The sequence below is a fragment of the Cupriavidus sp. PB-02 genome (genome assembly GCF_058252315.1).
This window is the reverse complement of record NZ_CM177694.1, coordinates 2,745,661-2,762,360: the sequence shown is the minus strand read 5'-3', so window position 1 is coordinate 2,762,360 and position 16,700 is coordinate 2,745,661. Positions and strand designations below refer to the sequence as shown.

The 16,700-nt window shown below is 66.5% G+C and carries 13 protein-coding genes; all 13 read left to right on the top strand.

From position 1 onward, the window contains the following. The first annotated feature begins 16 nt into the window (after window positions 1-16). The 13 genes from AC10V3_RS12905 to AC10V3_RS12845 all read left to right on the top strand — a co-directional run bounded on the left by AC10V3_RS12905 (window position 17) and on the right by AC10V3_RS12845 (window position 16,688). Complete coding sequence (locus AC10V3_RS12905) at window positions 17-1,204, top strand: substrate-binding domain-containing protein (protein ID WP_022535662.1); 1,188 nt, start codon at window positions 17-19, stop codon at window positions 1,202-1,204. 101 nt (window positions 1,205-1,305) lie between these two features. Further along, window positions 1,306-2,067 carry an ABC transporter ATP-binding protein gene (locus AC10V3_RS12900; protein ID WP_041681519.1) on the top strand — a complete coding sequence of 254 codons (762 nt, stop codon included), beginning with the start codon at window positions 1,306-1,308 and terminating at the stop codon, window positions 2,065-2,067. Further along, window positions 2,060-2,800 carry an ABC transporter ATP-binding protein gene (locus AC10V3_RS12895; protein WP_022535660.1) on the top strand — a complete coding sequence of 247 codons (741 nt, stop codon included), beginning with the start codon at window positions 2,060-2,062 and terminating at the stop codon, window positions 2,798-2,800. Before AC10V3_RS12900 ends, AC10V3_RS12895 begins: the two co-directional genes overlap by 8 nt. 107 nt (window positions 2,801-2,907) lie before the next feature. Further along, complete coding sequence (locus tag AC10V3_RS12890; RefSeq protein WP_022535659.1) at window positions 2,908-3,933, top strand: branched-chain amino acid ABC transporter permease; 1,026 nt, start codon at window positions 2,908-2,910, stop codon at window positions 3,931-3,933. Window positions 3,934-3,949: 16 nt separating this feature from the next. Further along, window positions 3,950-5,026 (top strand): branched-chain amino acid ABC transporter permease, encoded by a 1,077-nt coding sequence (locus AC10V3_RS12885; protein WP_490922301.1) that lies wholly within the window; start codon window positions 3,950-3,952, stop codon window positions 5,024-5,026. Window positions 5,027-5,043: 17 nt separating this feature from the next. Continuing rightward, window positions 5,044-6,588, top strand: coding sequence for an acyl-CoA synthetase (locus tag AC10V3_RS12880; RefSeq protein ID WP_454752047.1), 1,545 nt, complete (start codon window positions 5,044-5,046; stop codon window positions 6,586-6,588). A 125-nt stretch (window positions 6,589-6,713) separates the two neighbouring features. After that, on the top strand, window positions 6,714-8,867 hold the full coding sequence (locus tag AC10V3_RS12875; RefSeq protein ID WP_022535656.1) for a 3-hydroxybutyrate oligomer hydrolase family protein: 2,154 nt from the start codon (window positions 6,714-6,716) through the stop codon (window positions 8,865-8,867). Then, window positions 8,867-9,778: a MaoC/PaaZ C-terminal domain-containing protein gene (locus AC10V3_RS12870; protein WP_022535655.1), complete on the top strand. Its 912-nt coding sequence runs from the start codon at window positions 8,867-8,869 to the stop codon at window positions 9,776-9,778. The genes AC10V3_RS12875 and AC10V3_RS12870 overlap by 1 nt, the downstream gene beginning before the upstream one ends. Before the next feature lie 210 nt (window positions 9,779-9,988). Further along, the gene (gene clpB, locus AC10V3_RS12865) at window positions 9,989-12,577 is read left to right on the top strand and encodes an ATP-dependent chaperone ClpB (RefSeq protein WP_022535654.1); all 2,589 of its coding nucleotides are present in this window, start codon (window positions 9,989-9,991) and stop codon (window positions 12,575-12,577) included. Between the two features lie 280 nt (window positions 12,578-12,857). Beyond that, window positions 12,858-13,397 (top strand): ferritin-like domain-containing protein, encoded by a 540-nt coding sequence (locus tag AC10V3_RS12860; protein WP_022535653.1) that lies wholly within the window; start codon window positions 12,858-12,860, stop codon window positions 13,395-13,397. Window positions 13,398-13,801: 404 nt separating this feature from the next. Further along, window positions 13,802-14,806, top strand: a complete 1,005-nt coding sequence (locus AC10V3_RS12855; RefSeq protein WP_022535652.1) for a sulfate ABC transporter substrate-binding protein — start codon at window positions 13,802-13,804, stop codon at window positions 14,804-14,806. A gap of 76 nt (window positions 14,807-14,882) precedes the next feature. Beyond that, window positions 14,883-15,506, top strand: coding sequence for an NADPH-dependent FMN reductase (ssuE, locus tag AC10V3_RS12850; protein ID WP_022535651.1), 624 nt, complete (start codon window positions 14,883-14,885; stop codon window positions 15,504-15,506). Between the two features lie 153 nt (window positions 15,507-15,659). After that, a complete protein-coding gene (locus AC10V3_RS12845; RefSeq protein ID WP_022535650.1) occupies window positions 15,660-16,688 on the top strand; it encodes a sulfonate ABC transporter substrate-binding protein in 1,029 nt (342 codons plus the stop codon). The last annotated feature ends 12 nt before the right edge of the window (window positions 16,689-16,700 follow it).

The window sequence follows — 16,700 nt, the reverse complement described above, 5'->3', positions numbered from 1 at the left end:
AATCGAGGAGGCAGCAATGCAACGCAACACCCACACCCTACGAGCCATGGTCATGGCGGCCGCGCTGCTCGCCGCCGGCGCGGCGCTGGCGAAAGACATCCGCATCGCCCACGTCTACGACAAGACCGGCGCGCTCGAGGCCTACGCCAAGCAGACCCAGACCGGCCTGATAATGGGGCTGGAGTACGCCACCAACGGCACCATGACCGTCAATGGCAACAAGCTGGTGGTGATCGAGAAGGACACCCAGGGCAAGCCGGACGTGGCCAAGGCGCAGCTCGCCGCTGCCTACAGCGACGACCGCGCCGATATCGCGGTCGGCCCGACCTCTTCCGGCACCGCGCTGGCGATGCTGCCGGTGGCCGAGGAATACAAGAAGGTGCTGCTGGTCGAGCCCGCCGTCGCCGACTCCATCACCGGCGACAAGTGGAACCGCTATATCTTCCGCACCGGCCGCAACTCGTCGCAGGACGCAATCTCCAACGCGGTGGCGCTGGACAAGCCTGGCGTGACAATCGCCACGCTGGCGCAGGACTACGCCTTCGGCCGCGACGGCGTCAAGGCGTTCAAGGGCGCGCTGAAGAACGCCAAGATCGTCCACGAGGAATACCTGCCGACCAACACCACCGACTTCACCGCCGGCGCGCAGCGCCTGTTCGATGCGCTCAAGGACAAGCCCGGCCGCAAGGTGATCTTCATCATCTGGGCCGGCGCCGGCAACCCGTTCAAGATCGCCGACTTGGATCCCAAGCGCTACGGCATCGAGATCGCCACCGGCGGCAATATCCTGCCGGCGATGACCAGCTACAAGAACTTCCCCGGCATGGAAGGGGCCACGTACTACTACTTCGGCATCCCGAAGAACAAGGCCAACGAGTGGCTGGTGTCCAACCACTACAGCAAGTTCAAGTCGCCGCCCGACTTCTTCACCGCTGGCGGCATGACCGCGGGCATTGCGCTGGTCGAGGCGCTGAAGAAGACCAACGGCGACACTGGCACCGACAAGCTCATCACGGCGATGGAGGGCATGTCGTTCGACACGCCCAAGGGCAAGATGACCTTCCGCAAGGAGGATCACCAGGCCATGCAGTCGATGTACCACTTCAAGATCAAGGTCGATCCGGCCTTTGCCTGGGGCGTGCCTGAGCTCGTGCGCGAGATCAGGCCGGAGGAAATGAACGTGCCCGTGCGCAATCACCGCTGATGAACGCGCCTGCTTCTTCCGCCCGCACAGTGGCCGCGCCGGTGCCACCGCAGCCGGCCGGCCAGCGCGGCAGCACCGCGACGGCGGCCGGCGCGCAGCCGTTGCTGGAAACGCGCGAGCTGACCATCCGCTTCGGCGGCCATGTGGCCGTCAACGCGGTATCGTGCGCGTTCCGGCCCGGCGAGCTGACCTGCATTGTCGGCCCCAACGGCGCGGGCAAGACCACGTACTTCAACCTGATCTCGGGCCAGCTGCCGCCCACCGCCGGCCAGATCCTGCTCGACGGCGAGGACGTGACGCGCCTGCCGGTGTCGCAGAAGACCCGGCGCGGCATCGGCCGGGCCTTCCAGCTGACCAGCCTGTTCCCACAGCTTTCCGTACTGGAGAACGTGCGGCTGGCGGTGCAGGCGCGCCAGCAGCGCGGCATCGACTTGTTCTCGATGTGGACCAGCCACCGCGACGTGCGCGCGCAGGCGCTGGCGATCCTGGAGCGCGTGGCGCTGGCCGGCAAGCAGCACCTGACGGTGGCGTCGCTGCCGCACGGCGACCAGCGCAAGCTGGAGGTCGGCATCCTGCTGGCGCTGCAGCCGCGCGTGTTCATGTTCGACGAACCCACCGCGGGCATGAGCGTCGATGAAGTGCCGGTGATCCTGGACCTGATCCGCGAGATTCGCCAGGACCGCAGCAAGACCGTGCTGCTGGTCGAGCACAAGATGGACGTGGTGCGCTCGCTGGCCGACCGCATCATCGTGCTGCACAACGGCACGCTGGTGGCCGACGGCGACCCGGCCGAGGTGATCGCTTCGCCGGTGGTGCAGCAGGCCTACCTGGGCATGGCGGAGGAGGAGGGAAACCATGGCTGAGCCACGGAACGCGGCGCCCATCCTGCGGCTGCATGGCGTGCAGACCCATATCGGCCCGTACCACATCCTGCACGGCGTCAGCTTCGACGTGCCGCGCGGCGGGGTGACGATGCTGCTTGGGCGCAACGGCGCAGGCAAGACCACCACGCTACGCACCATCATGGGCCTGTGGCAGGCGAGCGCCGGCACGGTGACGTTCGACGGCGCCGACATCACGCGCCACAGTACGCCCGCGATCGCGCAAGCGGGCATTGCCTACGTGCCGGAGAACATGAGCGTGTTTTCCGACCTGACCGTGGCCGAGAACATGCGGCTGGCCGCGCGCACCGGTGCCATCGACGAGCGCCGGCTGGACTGGGTGTTCCGCATGTTCCCGGCGCTGAAGACCTTCTGGCACCAGCGCGCCGGCGTGCTGTCGGGCGGCCAGAAGCAGATGCTGTCGGTGGCGCGCGCCATCATCGAGCCGCGCAAGCTGCTGATCGTGGACGAGCCCACCAAGGGCCTGGCGCCGGCCATCATCCAGAACATGATCCACGTGTTCCGCGAACTTAAGCAGACCGAGGTCTCGATCCTGCTGGTGGAGCAGAACTTCAGTATGGCGAAGTCGGTGGGGGATACGGTGGCGGTGATGGATGACGGGCGGACGGTGCATACCGGCTCGATGGCGGCGCTGGCTGACGACGAGTCCCTGCAGCAGAAGCTGTTGGGGCTGTCGCTGGCAGCGCACCAGTAACACCGAACCGATTGTTTTCTCCCCCTCCCGCTTGCGGGAGAGGGAGCACACACTCAGCGGTTGGTAGCACAGCGCGCGGGACGACGTGCCGCGGCAGGACGAGACACATGACAACAACTACGACCATACCAAGCGCCACCCCGGCCGACCTGCCGAAGGTCCGCCTCGACTGGACCCCGCTGGCACTGGCGCCATTGCTGATGCTGCTGGCCTTTCCGCTGGTGGGCAGCCCATCGACCTGGCTCACGCTGACCATCGCCGGGCTGGCGATGGGGATGATCATCTTCGTGGTGTCGTCCGGTCTGACGCTCGTGTTCGGCCTGATGGACGTGCTCAACTTCGGCCATGGTGCTTTTATCGCGCTGGGTGCCTATGTCGCGGCCTCGGTGCTGCTACCGCTGGCAGGCTGGGTCGAGGCCGACAGCCTGGCGCTGAACCTGTCCGTGTTCGCGCTCGCGATCATCGCAGCGATGGTCGCAGCCGGCGCAGTCGGACTCTTCTTCGAACGCGTGGTAGTGCGCCCCGTCTACGGCCAGCACCTGAAGCAGATCCTGATCACGATGGGCGGCATGATCGTGGCCGAGCAGCTGATCAAGGCGATCTGGGGCCCGGAGACCATCGCGCTGCAGGTGCCGACCACGTTCCGCGGCGCGGTGCTGCTGGGCGATGCCGCCATCGAGAAATACCGGCTGATCGCGATGGCGCTGGGACTGGTGATCTTCATCGCCATGCTGCTGTTGCTCAACCGCACCCGCATCGGCCTGCTGATCCGCGCAGGCGTGGAGAACCGCGAGATGGTGGAGGCGCTCGGCTACCGCATCCGGCGGCTGTTTATCGGCGTGTTCGTCGTGGGCGCCGGGCTCGCAGGGCTGGGCGGGGTGCTGTGGGGCCTGTACCAGCAGAACATCACCGCGGCGATCGGCGCGCAGGTCAATGTGCTGATCTTTATCGTCATCATCATCGGCGGATTGGGTTCGACCACCGGCTGCTTCGTCGGCGCGCTGCTGGTGGGCCTGATGGCCAACTACACCGGCTTCCTGTTTCCCAAGGTTGCTCTGTTCTCCAACATCCTGCTGATGATGCTGATCCTGCTGTGGCGCCCGCAAGGGCTGTTCCCGGTGGCGCGGCGCTAACGGGAGGAATACGACCATGCTCCGACTTCTCTCCGGCGACCTGCCGCGCAGCCGCGTGCTGACAGTGATCCTGCTGGTGATCCTGGTGGCGCTGGCGTGCGCCCCGTTCGCATTTCCCGGCGCGCGCGCGCTGAACATGGCGGCCAAGATCTGCATCTTCGTGGTGCTGGTGGCCAGCTATGACCTGCTGCTGGGCTATACCGGCATCGTCTCCTTCGCCCATACCATGTTCTTCGGCATCGGCGGCTATGGCGTGGCGATCGCGATGTCGCGCATGGAGCCGGGGTGGGGCGCGCTGTTGGCGGGCACTGTGGGCGCGCTGGCAGTATCGGCGCTGCTGGCCTTTTTGATCGGGCTATTCTCGCTGCGGGTTCGCGCGATCTTCTTCGCCATGATCACGCTGGCGGTGGCGACCGCCTTTGCCACGCTGGTGTCGCAGCTGTCGGAATGGACCGGCGGCGAGGACGGGCTGACCTTCAAGGTGCCCGAGGTGCTGCGGCCGGGCTTTTCGCTGGGCGATGCCGAGTGGCTCGGCGTGCCGCTGACCGGCAAGCTGCTGAGCTACTACCTGGTGTTCGCCTGCGCGGTGGTGCTGTTCCTGGTGCTGCTGCGCATCGTCAACTCCCCCTTCGGGCGCGTACTGCAAGCGATCCGCGAAAACGACTTCCGGGCCGAAGCGATCGGCTACCGCACCGTGGTCTACCGCACAGTGTCGACGGTGCTGTCTGCGATGTTCGCCACATTGGCCGGCGTGCTGATGGCGCTGTGGCTGCGCTATAACGGACCAGACACCTCGCTGTCGTTCGAGATCATGGTCGATATCCTGCTGATCGTGGTGATCGGCGGCATGGGCACGCTCTACGGCGCGGTGATCGGCACGGTGCTGTTCCTGGTGGCGCAGACCTACCTGCAGGACGTGATGAAACTGGCCAGCGACGCCACCTCGGCGCTGCCGCTGCTGTCGTCGCTGCTGCATCCGGACCGCTGGCTGCTGTGGCTGGGCCTGCTGTTTATCCTGAGCGTCTACTATTTCCCTCAGGGCGTAGTGGGACGGCTGCGCGGCAACAACACCGTGCAGGACGTGGCAACCTGAGCAGCGGAGGCTCGCGCATGTACGTCATCGACTGGCTGCACAAGAACGCGCAGCACTTTCCCGACAAGGTGGCGCTGGTGGACGTCGAGACCGGCCGCCATGTCACATATCGCCATTTCGACGAGCGCGCAAGCCGCTTCGCCGAATACCTGACCGAGGGCCTGCGCCTGGCGCCCGGCGCGCGCGTCGCGGTGCTGGCGCACAACAGCTCGGACTACTTCGAGATGCTGTACGGCTGCGCCAAGGCCGGCATGGTGATGGTCTGCCTGAACTGGCGCCTGCCGGCGGCGGAACTGCTGCCGATCCTGCAGGACTGCACGCCCGAGGTGCTGGTAGCCGGCGACGGCTTCCTCGCCGTGGCGGCTGAGCTGGCGCGCACAGTGCCGCTGCGCACGGTGCTGCACCTGGCGGACGACGAGGCCGCCGACGTGCCCGGCGGCTGGACCGAGTACGAGGCGGTGCTCGATGCCGCTTCCGGCCGCATTATCGAGATGCCGTGCCGCGATGAGTCCGAGGTCTGGCACCTGCTCTACACCTCCGGCACCACCGGCAAGCCCAAGGGCGTGATCCAGACCTATGGCATGGTGTTCTTCAACGCCGTCAACGCCATGCTGGCCAACAAGATCACGCGCGACGACGTGTTCCTCAACGTGCTGCCGTTCTTCCATACCGGCGGGCTGAACCTGTACGCCAACCCGGTGCTGCATGCCGGCGGCACGGTGCACATCATGCGCCAGTTCGAGCCACAGGTCGTGCTCGACAGGCTCGACCGGGCCTCCGGCAAGGGCATCACGATGTTCTTTGCGGTGCCCGCCGTCTACCTGTTCCTGAGCCAGCACCCGCGCTTTGCGCAGGCGGATTTTGGCGGCGTGCGCAATATGTCGGCGGGCGGCTCGCCGGTGCCGAAGCCGCTGCTGGAAGCCTACCTGGCCAAGGGCGTGACCATCTGCTTCGGCTTCGGCATGACCGAGACGGGCCCGACGGTGTTCGTCTGCGACGAGGAAACTGCGCGCCGCAAGATCGGCACCATCGGCAAGCCGGTCGGGTCGATGCTCACGCGCATCGTCGATCCGCTGGGCGTGGACGCGGGTCCCGGCGAGCGCGGCGAGTTGCTGATCAAGGGCCCTGGCGTGACGCCGGGCTACTGGAACATGCCCGAAGCGACGGCTGCCGCGCTCCGCGACGGCTGGCTGCATTCCGGCGATATCTCGTATCGCGACGAGGAGGGCGACTACTACATCGTCGACCGGGCCAAGGACATGTTTATTTCCGGCGGCGAGAACGTCTATCCGGCCGAGGTCGAGAACGTGCTGTTCCAGCTCCCCGGCGTGGCCGAGGCCGCGGTGATCGGCACCGCCGATGCGCGCTGGGGTGAGGTCGGCATGGCGCTGGTGGTGCTGCGTCCGGGCGCCACGCTGGACGAAGCCCAGGTCATCGCCCACTGCAAGGCGCAACTGGCCGGCTACAAGGTGCCGCGCCACGTGCGGTTTCTCGACGCACTGCCGCGCACGCCGTCAGGCAAGGTGGAAAAGCACAAGCTGCGCACCAGGTTTCCCGGCTGAGGCGTGGCGCATCGCGCCGGCCGTTTCTGTCTTTTCGCATTGCCGAAGTCTCGCAGTCTCCGCAGTCTTCCATTTGACGAACGTCTCGACTGCCCCCCTTTGCGGGGCGACAGAAGGAGGGTGACATGCAATCCACGCAGATTCCGCCGCTGCGGCAGCGCCGCCTCGGAGTCACGGTCCTGGCCACTGGCGCAGCGATGCTCGCAGCCGCCTGCGGCTCGGGCGACGGCGACAACAAGAACAGCAACAGCAACGGCAGCAACCCCAACACCAAGCCCGCCTTTGTCGGCGCCGTCACCGTCAACAGCTACAACGGCACCACCGACGACCTGCTGACTGCTGGCCTCGGCAAGGACGGCCTGGCCAGCAGCTCGGCGCCGCTGCCGGCCAACCCGACTTCACCAACCGCGGCCGAGTTGCGGCGCTATGCGATTCATTCGAATTACCGCGCCATCGTCGATACCACGTCCGGCGGCGGCTACGGCTCGCTGTACGGCCCCAACGTGGATGCGCAGGGTAACGTCACCGCCTCCGAAGGCAAGATCGCGGGTGTGGAATACCTGGCGTATTCGGACGACGGCACCGGCAATCAGAATGTGACGATGCTGGTGCAGATCCCGAACACGTTCAATACGGCGAAGCCTTGCATGATCACAGCCACCTCGTCGGGATCGCGCGGCGTCTACGGCGCCATCGCCGTCGGCGAGTGGGGTCTCAAGCGCGGCTGCGCCGTGGCCTATACCGACAAGGGAACAGGCGCCGCGCCACACGACCTGGACACTGACACCGTGCCGCTGATTGACGGCACTCGCGCCACGCGCACCGCAGCCAGCAAGAGCGCCCAGTTCGCGGCGAAGCCAGGGGTGATCTCGCTGGCAGACTTTACCGCCGCTGCGCCGCACCGGCTGGCCTTCAAGCACGCCCATTCGCAGCAGAACCCGGAGAAGGACTGGGGCAAGTTCACGCTGCAGGCGGTCCAGTTCGGCATCTGGGCCATGAATGACCGCTTCGGGGCGGTGGCGGCCGATGGCACTCGCCAGTTCAGCATGGACAAGGACAAGATTCTGGTCATTGCCTCAAGCGTGTCAAACGGCGGTGGAGCTGCCGTCGCCGCGGCCGAGCAGGATACCGATGGCCTGATCGACGGCGTGGCGGTGGGTGAGCCAAACCTGAACATGCCGCCTGATACCGGCGTCGTGATCAAGCGCGGCAGCACTAACGTCAGTGCCTCGGGCCGCATCCTCTATGACTACATGACCACGGCCAACCTACTCCAGCTATGCGCGTCGCAGGCGACGGCCCTGACCCTCGCGCCGGCCTTTGGCCAGAACGTTAATTTCGCCAATCGCTGCCAGACGCTGGCGGACAAGAACATCGTGTCGGGGAGCACACTGGGCGACCAGGCTGCCAGCGCACTGGCTGCGCTGCATGCGGCGGGGTGGGAGCCGGAATCGGACGATCTCCATCCGTCGCTCGCCGCGCTCGATACAGCGGCCTCGATTTCGGTCACCTATGCCAACTCGTACGCGCGGGCCAGCGTGACGGATCGCCTGTGCGGCTACAGTTTTGCGACGACGCTGGCGGATTTCAAGCCGGCAGTGATTGCGCCGGCGGCTCTGGCATCGATGTTCGCCACTGGCAACGGCGTGCCGCCCACCAGCACGGTGCAGCTGATCAATGACCGCGATCCGGTCAACGGGCCTTTCCTTAACGGCCGGTCGGTCTCGGTCTCGACCCAGCGCACCGACGCGAACTTCGACGGCGCCAATTGCCTGCGTGCGTTGCTGACGGGTACCGACGCTCCGTCACAGGCGCTGCAATCCGGCCTCGCCCAGACGCTGCGCTCGGGCAACCTGCGCGGCAAGCCCGCGATGATCGTGCACGGTCGCAGCGACGGCCTGCTGCCGGTCAACCACACGTCACGACCATACCTCGGCTTCAACCGGCGGCAGGAGGGCGATACCAGCAAGCTGACCTATGTCGAGGTCGAGAACGCCCAGCACTTCGATGCCTTCATCGGGGCGGTGTCGGGCTATAGCAATCGCTATGTGCCGCTGCACATCTACGTAATCCGCGCGCTCGACGCGGTCTACGACAACCTGACCGCCAACAAGCCACTGCCGCCGTCGCAGGTAGTGCGCACCACGCCGCGCGGCGGCAGCTCCAACACCACCACCGCGCCGACGCTGCTGCCGTCCAATGTGCCGCCGTTCGCGGCCTCGCCGACGCCCGCCAACGCGATTACCGTCAACGCTTCTACTGTCCAGGTGCCCGACTGATGACCGACGCTTCACCGCGCGTGCTGACGCAGCGCGACTTCGACCGCTTCGCGGCGTTGTCGCGCGACGATAACCCGATCCACTGCGATCCGGCCTTTGCCCGTGGCACGCATTTCGGTGCCACGGTGGCGCACGGCATGTTCCTGTTTTCGCTGCTGTGCGCCCATACCTGGCGGCAGTTGCCCGCACCGGCGCTGCCGGTCGGGCAGACGCTGATGTTCCCGTCGCCAGCCTTTGTCGGCGACACGGTGCGGATCGTGCTGGGACCGGCGGCGGTGCCCGCCGGACTCGCCGGCTACGGCACCACGGTGAGCAGTGGCGGCGGGGAGGGCGAGGTGGGTGAGGGAGGTGAGGTAGGTGCAGTGGGGAGGGCGACGGCGGTGGGCGCGTCGCTGTGGCTGCCGGACGCCGCGCCGGAGCGGATCGCCGCCTTGCCGCCCGAGGCTGATGCGGCGCCGGAGGGCGCTGGCGACCCCGCGCTGTATCGCCTGCGCCCCGGCCAGCAAGCCAGCGCGAGCCGGGCTTTCTCATCTGCCGATCTGGACGAATACATCGCCCTGACCGGTGACGCCAACCCGTACCACGCCGACCCCGCCTTCGCCCGCGCGCGTGGGTTTGGCGGCCCGGTTGTGCCGTTGCCGCTGCTGGCCGGTATGTTCTCGGACCTGCTCGGCACGCAACTGCCCGGGCGCGGCACCGGCTGGATGAAGCAGTCGCTGCGGCTGGCTTCAGCCGCGCGGCTGGATGAGCCGCTGACCGCGCGCGTGCGCATCGTGCGGCTGCGCGCCGGCAAGGACCTGGTCAACCTGGCCAGCGTCGTCACCGGCGCCGACGGCCGGGTGGTCGTGCAGGGCGAGTCGCTGGTGCTGGTGCGCAACCTGGCGGACAAGGGCGAGAGCCGGGCCGCTTAGCGCTTCCGGGCGTATCGCATGCTGCACTCGAAGACGTATCAACAAGACGTAGCAACGCGTCTGTTCGCGGCCTTGAAATGTCGCGGCGAAGCCTTATCTTTCGGTAAGACATCCAGTGTCCGGCAGGGCATACGGGCGCTCCGGCAGCCAAGACCGTGAGCCGACGCCCCCTCGCATCAGGACACGACCTTATCTGAGAGAGGGATTCCTATGCGTCTTGACAAACTGACCACCCGGTTCCAGGAAGCGCTGGCCGATGCGCAAAGCCTGGCACTGGGCAACGACAACCAATACATCGAGCCGCAGCACGTGCTGCGCGCCCTGCTGGCGCAGGACGACGGCGCCGCCAAGGCGCTGCTGTCGCGCGCCGGCGTCAACGTGCAGGGCCTGCAGACGGCGCTGGATGCCGCCATCAAGCGCCTGCCACAGGTGCAGGGCACCAGCGAGGTTCAGATCGGCCGCGACCTGGTGAACCTGCTCAACGCCACCGAGAAAGAAGCCATCAAGCGCGGCGACCAGTTCATCGCCAGCGAGCTGTTCCTGCTGGCCGTGTCCGACGACAAGGGCGAGGCCGGCCGCATCGCGCGCGAGAACAGCCTGAACCGCAAGTCGCTGGAATCGGCCATCCAGGCCGTGCGCGGCGGCGAATCCGTCAACAGCGCCGAGGCCGAAGGCCAGCGCGAGGCGCTCAAGAAGTACACCATCGACCTCACCGAGCGCGCCCGCATCGGCAAGCTCGACCCCGTGATCGGCCGCGACGACGAAATCCGCCGCGCGATCCAGATCCTGCAGCGCCGCACCAAGAACAACCCGGTGCTGATCGGCGAGCCGGGCGTGGGCAAGACCGCCATTGTCGAAGGCCTGGCGCAGCGCATCGTCAACGGCGAGGTACCCGAGAGCCTGAAGAACAAGCGCGTGCTGGTGCTCGACATGGCCGGCCTGCTTGCAGGCGCCAAGTACCGCGGCGAGTTCGAGGAACGCCTGAAGGCGGTGCTGAACGACGTCGCCAAGGATGAAGGCCAGACCATCGTCTTCATCGACGAGATCCACACCATGGTGGGTGCGGGCAAGGCCGAGGGCGCGATCGATGCGGGCAACATGCTCAAGCCGGCGCTGGCGCGCGGCGAGCTGCACTGCATCGGGGCGACCACGCTGGACGAATACCGCAAGTACATCGAGAAGGACGCCGCGCTGGAGCGCCGCTTCCAGAAAGTGCTGGTGGACGAGCCCACGGTGGAAGCCACCATCGCCATCCTGCGCGGCCTGCAGGAAAAGTATGAGCTGCACCACGGCGTCGAGATCACCGACCCGGCCATCGTCGCCGCGGCGGAGCTGTCGCATCGCTATATCACCGACCGCTTCCTGCCCGACAAGGCCATCGACCTGATCGACGAGGCGGCCGCGCGCATCAAGATGGAAATCGACTCCAAGCCGGAGGCGATGGACAAGCTCGAGCGCCGCACCATCCAGCTGAAGATCGAGCGCGAGGCAGTCAAGAAAGAGACCGACGAAGCCTCGCTCAAACGCCTGGACCTGATCGAGCAGGAGATCGCGCGCCTGGAGAAGGAATACGCCGACCTGGACGAGATCTGGAAGGCCGAGAAGGGCGCCGCGCAGGGCACGGCCGCGCTGAAGGAAGAGATCGAGAAGGTCAAGCTCGAGATTACCAAGCTGCAGCGCGAAGGCAAGCTGGACAAGGTGGCCGAGCTGCAATACGGCAAGCTGCCCGGCCTGGAAGGCAAGCTCAAGGCCGCGACCGATGCCGAAGCCAGCGAGCAGAAGCAGCCCAACAAGCTGCTGCGCACGCAGGTTGGCGCCGAGGAAATCGCCGAAGTGGTGAGCCGCGCGACCGGCATTCCTGTGTCGAAGATGATGCAGGGCGAGCGCGAGAAGCTGCTGAAGATGGAAGACCGCCTGCATGCGCGCGTGGTGGGCCAGGACGAGGCCGTGCGGCTGGTGTCCGACGCTATCCGCCGTTCGCGTGCCGGGCTGTCGGACGAGAACAGGCCCTATGGCTCGTTCCTGTTCCTGGGCCCGACCGGCGTCGGCAAGACCGAGCTGTGCAAGGCGCTGGCCGAGTTCATGTTCGATTCCCAAGAGCACCTGATCCGCATCGACATGAGCGAATTCATGGAGAAGCACAGCGTCAGCCGCCTGATCGGCGCGCCGCCGGGATACGTGGGCTACGAGGAAGGCGGCTACCTGACCGAGGCCGTGCGCCGCAAGCCGTACAGCGTGGTGCTGCTCGATGAAGTCGAGAAGGCCCACCCGGACGTCTTCAACGTGCTGCTGCAGGTGCTGGACGACGGCCGCCTGACCGATGGCCAGGGCCGCACGGTGGACTTCAAGAACACGGTGATCGTGATGACGTCCAACCTGGGTTCGCAGATCATCCAGGCGATGGCCGGCGAGCCGCAGGAAGCGATCAAGGGCGCGGTCTGGCAGGAAGTGCGCACGCATTTCCGGCCGGAGTTCCTAAACCGGATCGATGAAGTGGTGGTGTTCCACGCGCTTGACCAGAAGCATATCGAGTCGATCGCGCGCATCCAGCTGCAACGCCTGCAGGCCCGCCTGGCCCGCATGGACATGACGCTGGAGGTCAGCGAGAGGGCGCTGGAAAAGATTGCCAGCGCGGGCTACGACCCGGTGTTCGGCGCGCGTCCGCTCAAGCGGGCCATCCAGCAGCAGATCGAGAACCCGGTGGCGCGGGCGATCCTGGAAGGCAAGTTCACGGCCAAGGATGTGGTGCCGGTGGATTATGTCGACGGGGAGTTCACGTTCGGGCGGAAGCTGGACTAAGGCTTCCCACGGCTCGACAGACAGCCGGAGCACACAAGCGGTCGATCACAGTCAGGCCCCTACGGAACAGCGCAGGGGCTTTTTTTCGTCTTGCCATCGCGCATCGCGTGTAAGGCGGTCCCGCCCCGTGCAATTTTTTCACGCCGCATGCCCACGGGTCGTCGCCAGACGCGCCGTTGCGCGCCATCCGCCGAGTGGCACACTTTTCGCGTCGCAAAAAGGGTTGATTTTCCCTACAAGGCGCTGCGCTGACGCAGCCCCATCCCCAAGGAGCCCTTCAATGACCGATAAGTCTTTCCTCACAGACGTCAAGACGCTGCGCGAGCGCGCCCGCCAGCACATCGATGATGGCGCCGTGACCGCGGGCTATGCCGCGGATCGCGATACCGTGCTGAAGCTGCTCAACGACGCGCTGGCCACCGAAATCGTCTGCGTGCTGCGCTATCGCCGACACTATTACATGGCCAAGGGGCCGAACTCCAAGAGCGTCGCCGATGAATTCCTGGCCCATTCCAACGAAGAACAAGGCCATGCCGACCAGATCGCCGAGCGCATCGTCCAACTCGGCGGCGAGCCCGACTTCGCGCCCGACGGCCTGACCAGCCGCTCCCACGCTGAATATGTGGCGGGTACTTCGCTGACGGAAATGATCAAGGAAGACCTGGTGGCCGAACGCATCGCTATCGACAGCTATCGCGAGATCATCCAGTTCCTGGGCGAACGTGACCCGACCTCGCGCCGGCTGATGGAAAGCATCCTGGCGGTGGAAGAGGAGCATGCCGACGAAATGGCTGACCTGCTCGCACGCCAGGGCGGCTGAGGCCCGGCGCATCAGCTTGCCCGCACTTGACCTTGATCAACCCGAGGTCGCCGGCAAGCCGATAACATTTGCCTGTCATGGAGATGCGGGGGCGCTCTTCATGACTTGTCTACCCGTTTCCGGAATGGAAACTTCGCCCGCACCGGCTTGCCGGTGCGGGCGTTTTCTTTTGGGGCGTGACGCATCCTCCTCCTTCCCCTAGGCATGCCGCATGCCCCCGTGCGCCGGCATGCCCTTATTTCCGTCCGATCTTATGCAAAAAACAGCAAAGGATCGGCGAAACCATTCGTTCCGTTCAGATAGCCCCCTCGGTAGTCTTGCTCCTGACACAAGTCCGCGCCCCAAGGCGGACAAAGCAAACAGCGCCTGGCGCGCATTCACGACACTGACGGGAGCAACACAAGATGATCCGCAAACTGGCCATCGGCCTGGCTGTACTTGGCGCACTGACGGCGGCGCAGACTGCCTCGGCTGCCAACCTGCTGAACGTTTCCTACGATCCGACGCGTGAGTTGTATGTCGACGTCAACGCCGCTTTCGCCAAGGCCTGGAAGGCCCAGGGCGGCGACGCCGTGACCGTGCGCCAGTCGCACGGCGGCTCGGGCAAGCAGGCGCGCTCGGTGATCGACGGGCTGGATGCCGACGTGGTGACGCTGGCGCTGGGCTATGACATCGACGCCATCGCGGAGAAGGGCCTGATCAAGCCGGACTGGCAGAAGCGCCTGCCGCACAACGCCTCGCCGTACACCTCGACCATCGTGTTCCTGGTGCGCAAGGGCAACCCCAAGGGCATCAAGGACTGGGGCGACCTGGTCAAGCCCGGCGTGCAGGTGATCACGCCCAACCCCAAGACCTCGGGCGGCGCGCGCTGGAACTACCTGGCCGCGTGGGGCTATGCCCTGCGCCAGCCGGGCGGCAACGACGCCAAGGCGCGCGAGTTCGTCGGCGAGCTGCTCAAGCATGTGCCGGTGCTGGATTCGGGCGCGCGCGGGGCCACCACGACCTTTGTCGAGCGCAACCTGGGCGATGTGCTGATCGCGTGGGAGAACGAAGCCATTCTGGCGATCAAGGAGCTGGGCCCCGACAAGTTCGATATCGTCGCGCCGTCGGTCTCGATCCTGGCTGAGCCGCCGGTGGCCGTGGTCGACAAGGTGGTCGACAAGAAGGGCACGCGCAAGGCGGCCGAGGCCTACCTGCAGTTCCTGTACACCGATGAAGGCCAGGAGATCGCGGCCAAGAACTACTACCGCCCGATCTCGCAGAAGGTTGCGGCCAAGTACGCGGCCAACTTCCCCAAGGTGAAGCTGTTCACCATCGATGAAGTGTTCGGCGGCTGGCAGAAGGCGCAGAAGACCCACTTCGCCGATGGCGGCTCGTTCGACCAGATTTATCAGCCCGGCAAGAAATAACCCACGAGACCGGCGGGCCGTGGCCGCGTGGGGCGGCCGCGGCGCCGACCGGCCCAACAAGAAGAAGGAAGCCCCGATGTCCATCCTGACGCTCTCCGGCAGCCCGTCGGTCCAGTCCCGTTCCGGCCATGTGCTGGGGCACATGCGCGCCGCGCTGGAGGCTGCCGGCGAACGCACCCGCCATCTCGACCTGCGCGAACTGCCGGCGGGTCCGCTGCTGGCAGCGCGCGTGGACGAACCCGCGATCGCCGCCGCCACGCGCGCCGTGTCCGAGGCGCAGGTGGTGGTACTGGCCACACCGGTGTACAAGGCCGCCTACAGCGGCCTGCTCAAAGCTTTCCTCGACCTGCTGCCGCAGACCGGCCTGCGCGACAAGATCGTGCTGCCGATCGCCACCGGCGGCAGCCTCGCCCATGCGCTGGCGATCGACTATGCGCTGCGCCCGGTGCTGTCCGCGCTGGGCTCGCGCCAGATCCTGCCCGGCATCTTTGCCGTGGACCAGCAGATCGAAACCTCCGATGCCTCCGACGTGCGCGAGGTGCGCTTCGATGCCGCGCTGTCGGCGCGCCTCGATGAAAGCGTGCTTCGGGTGCGCGATGCGCTGGCGCATGCCCGCATCGACGTGCCGCTAGACGTGGTGCCCCGCGCGCTGGTGCAGCGCGCCGCGGCCGCCGCGGTGGCCGAGCGATGTTCCGCCTGAACTGACTGACTGAAGTGGCGCCGGCCAGCCCGGCGCAGCGGCAGCCACGCCATGCCACCCGCAAGCGGGGTCGGCAGGGAGGCCTGCTGCCGTCACCACCCTAGCCATCAATCTGGCCTCGGAGGGCATCGCCCCGGCCATGGGGGAAATCGCATGACATCGAGCATCCTGTCCCGCGCGGCAAACCAGCGCCGCCGCCTGATCACCGCCGCGCTGGTGGTCGCCACCGGCCTGGCCTACGGCCTGCTGCCCGGCCACGCCCAAGCGCAATCGAAGAACATCGACGCCAAGGTGCTGCGCATCGGCTACCAGAAGTACGGCACGCTGACGCTGCTCAAGGCGCGCGGCACGCTGGAAAAGCGGCTGGCGCCGCAAGGCATCACCGTCAAATGGACCGAGTTCCCCGCCGGGCCGCAACTGCTGGAAGGGCTGAACGTCGGCGCGGTCGACTTCGGCACCGTCGGCGAAGCGCCGCCGATCTTTGCGCAGGCCGCGGGTGCGCAGCTGGTCTATGTCGGCAACGAGCCGCCGGCGCCGACCGGTGAAGCCATCGTCGTGCCCAAGGGCTCGGCGATCCGCTCGGTGGCCGACTTGCGCGGCAAGCGCGTAGCGCTGAACAAGGGCTCCAACGTGCATTACCTGCTGGTGCGCCAGCTGGAGAAGGCCGGCGTGCCTTATGGCGAGATCCAGCCGGTCTACCTGCCGCCGGCCGATGCACGTGCGGCCTTCGAGCGCGGCGCGGTCGATGCATGGGTGATCTGGGACCCGTTCCTCGCGGCCGCAGAGAAGCAACTGGGCGCGCGCGTGCTGGCCGATGGCCGCGGCGCGGATGGCAAGAACGTGGTCAGCAACCACCAGTTCTACCTGGCCTCGCGGCCGTATGCGCAGGCAAAGCCGGAGATCGTCAGGCTGATCCTGGACGAACTGGCCACGCTGGGCAACTGGGCGGAGAAGAACCCGAAGGACGCCACCGCCGTGCTGACCGGCGAGGTCGGCCTGCCCGCCGATGTGCTCGACCTCGCGGTATCGCGCTTCTCGTACGGCGCGCGCCCGGTCAGCGCCGAAGTGCTGGCCGAGCAGCAGCGCATCGCCGACGTCTTCCACTCGCTCAAGCTGATCCCCAAGCCGATCAAGGTGGCTGATGCGCGCTGGGACGTGCCGCAGCAGCAGGCGCAGCGATAGGCATCGCGCACC

Bases quoted from the DNA above. Each gene is read 5' to 3' on its own strand.
- AC10V3_RS12895 (WP_022535660.1), top strand. From the start codon at position 2,060: ATGGCTGAGCCACGGAACGCGGCGCCCATCCTGCGGCTGCATGGCGTG.
- ssuE (WP_022535651.1), top strand. From the start codon at position 14,883: ATGTCCATCCTGACGCTCTCCGGCAGCCCGTCGGTCCAGTCCCGTTCC.
- AC10V3_RS12905 (WP_022535662.1), top strand. From the start codon at position 17: ATGCAACGCAACACCCACACCCTACGAGCCATGGTCATGGCGGCCGCG.
- AC10V3_RS12880 (WP_454752047.1), top strand. From the start codon at position 5,044: ATGTACGTCATCGACTGGCTGCACAAGAACGCGCAGCACTTTCCCGAC.
- AC10V3_RS12875 (WP_022535656.1), top strand. From the start codon at position 6,714: ATGCAATCCACGCAGATTCCGCCGCTGCGGCAGCGCCGCCTCGGAGTC.
- AC10V3_RS12890 (WP_022535659.1), top strand. From the start codon at position 2,908: ATGACAACAACTACGACCATACCAAGCGCCACCCCGGCCGACCTGCCG.
- AC10V3_RS12870 (WP_022535655.1), top strand. From the start codon at position 8,867: ATGACCGACGCTTCACCGCGCGTGCTGACGCAGCGCGACTTCGACCGC.
- AC10V3_RS12855 (WP_022535652.1), top strand. From the start codon at position 13,802: ATGATCCGCAAACTGGCCATCGGCCTGGCTGTACTTGGCGCACTGACG.
- AC10V3_RS12845 (WP_022535650.1), top strand. From the start codon at position 15,660: ATGACATCGAGCATCCTGTCCCGCGCGGCAAACCAGCGCCGCCGCCTG.
- AC10V3_RS12885 (WP_490922301.1), top strand. From the start codon at position 3,950: ATGCTCCGACTTCTCTCCGGCGACCTGCCGCGCAGCCGCGTGCTGACA.
- clpB (WP_022535654.1), top strand. From the start codon at position 9,989: ATGCGTCTTGACAAACTGACCACCCGGTTCCAGGAAGCGCTGGCCGAT.
- AC10V3_RS12860 (WP_022535653.1), top strand. From the start codon at position 12,858: ATGACCGATAAGTCTTTCCTCACAGACGTCAAGACGCTGCGCGAGCGC.